This is a genomic window from Variovorax sp. WDL1, from assembly GCF_001541225.1.
GTDB lineage: Bacteria > Pseudomonadota > Gammaproteobacteria > Burkholderiales > Burkholderiaceae_C > Variovorax.
This window is the reverse complement of record NZ_LMTS01000213.1, coordinates 7,146-8,870: the sequence shown is the minus strand read 5'-3', so window position 1 is coordinate 8,870 and position 1,725 is coordinate 7,146. Positions and strand designations below refer to the sequence as shown.

Annotated in this window: 3 protein-coding genes; all 3 read left to right on the top strand. The window is 64.2% G+C overall.

The window, feature by feature from the left end; all coding sequences use genetic code 11:
* The first annotated feature begins 189 nt into the window (after window positions 1-189).
* Complete coding sequence (gene radC, locus APY03_RS26925) at window positions 190-684, top strand: RadC family protein (protein ID WP_009518518.1); 495 nt, start codon at window positions 190-192, stop codon at window positions 682-684.
* A 163-nt stretch (window positions 685-847) separates the two neighbouring features.
* Window positions 848-1,294, top strand: a complete 447-nt coding sequence (locus APY03_RS26920; protein WP_009518519.1) for a TIGR03757 family integrating conjugative element protein — start codon at window positions 848-850, stop codon at window positions 1,292-1,294.
* Window positions 1,291-1,725: TraU family protein (locus APY03_RS44570; RefSeq protein ID WP_232324431.1), on the top strand; the 435-nt coding region annotated here is incomplete at its 3' end. The genes APY03_RS26920 and APY03_RS44570, both read left to right, overlap by 4 nt.

Below are 1,725 nucleotides of genomic sequence, written 5' to 3'. Positions count from 1 at the left end.
ACATGCCCAGGTAGCCCCGGTCTTCAAGGCTACGGCGCAGTCCGCTGCGCTGACCGCAACCCGTTCGCCTCGCATCCTGGCCGCGAACGATCACCGCTCCCGCGGTGATGGATGCACCTTGTTCGTTCCCCAGGAGGGCTTGCCCTCCCCGGGCGCGCGCCCTCCGATCTCACCATTTGGAGGTTCGCCATGTCTTTCGTCGTCAATGACTCCTGCCTGGAGTCGCTTTCCGCCATCGCTGCCCAGCACGAGGACTGGATCATCCAGCAAGCCATTGCACTGCTGGAGAAGCGGGTTTTCAAAGCGGGTCCGAAACTCCTCGACCCCACGGCCGTGCGCGACTACCTGCACGTGAAGCTGGTGGCCGAGCCCAACGAAATATTCGTCGCTGTATTCCTTGACAGCATGCATCAGGTGCTGGCCTACGAGCCGTTGTTCAGGGGCACGATCAACTCGACTTCGGTCTATCCGCGTGTCGTCGTACAGCGTGTGCTGGAATTGAATGCCGCTGCGGTGGTCTTCGCACATCAGCACCCCTCGGGCATGTCCGAGCCGTCGATCGCGGATCGCGTGCTGACCCAGCAACTGCAGGCCGCGCTGGCGCTCATCGATGTGCGGGTACTGGACCACATCATCGTCGGCCAGGGTGCCCCGTTCTCCTTTGCGGAGTCCGGCCTGCTGTAAGTGTTGCACTGCTTCGTTGATCAGCGCGGAGGCTTCGGCCTCCGCTTTTTCTTCGCGGCGACACAAGCAGGTATGCGGGGTGGCCGCGATGCGCATTGTTTGTTGGGACCGCATGGGGTTCGGCGTTTGACTATGGCCCTGATCAACTTCCGGGGCGCATGACATGCCAGCAGCTTTTACCCGGTTCGCACCAGGCTGGCGAACCCTTGGCCTGGCCGTGGCGCTGCCGGCGTCCCTGGCGGTGTTCAGCCCGGTCACCTTCGCCGCCGACGTGGTGGTCGTCACCGACGGCCACCACCCGGTCAAGACCATGGGCGGCGAACGGCTGATCGAGCTGGATGAAGCGCCGCGCATCGAGGCCGAGCTTTCGGCGAATCTGCCCACCGACCCCGACCAGGCGACAGCCCTGGTCAAGCGTCGGCTGACCCAGGGAGGCACTGACCTTCAGCGGCGCATCGCGACGGCCTACCAGGGCGTGACGGACGCATGGAGCCTGGGCATCACCGCCGTCCCGGCCGTCGTGGTGGACCAGCGCTATGTGGTCTATGGCGAGCCGGACGTGGCCCGCGCCATCGCGCGGATCGAACAGCACCGGAGGACCGAACCGTGATCCACCCATTCGACCTTCTGCGCCGCATGCGAGCTGCTGTCGCGTCCGTGCTGCTGCTTAGCGCCACGGGCAGCTACGCCCTGAACACGGCAACCATCGTGGGTTCAGTGGCTTCGCCCGATTGCCTGGAATACCGGGTGGTGGGTATCTGCTACTGGCTCTATTGCACCTGGACCGGCTGCACGGTGCGTACCTCCGTCAAGGTCAGGCACTACATCCCCGATGCAGTGGTGTCGTCGTACTCGAACACCGGCGAGAACCCCTGGGTTGAAGTGCGCGCCATGAGCACGCCCAATCCTTCGGCCCAGGCCGGCGGGGACGGCACCACGAACGAGGATCATGAAAACAACCTCGCCAAATTCAAGAACAGCGATGTTATCGGCCATCCCGGCGGCGAGGTGTTCAACCAGTTCGCCTCGTCCTCCGGCTAC

Excerpts from the sequence above, each read along its gene's own strand:
- radC (WP_009518518.1), top strand. The coding sequence starts at position 190 with ATGTCTTTCGTCGTCAATGACTCCTGCCTGGAGTCGCTTTCCGCCATC.
- APY03_RS26920 (WP_009518519.1), top strand. The coding sequence starts at position 848 with ATGCCAGCAGCTTTTACCCGGTTCGCACCAGGCTGGCGAACCCTTGGC.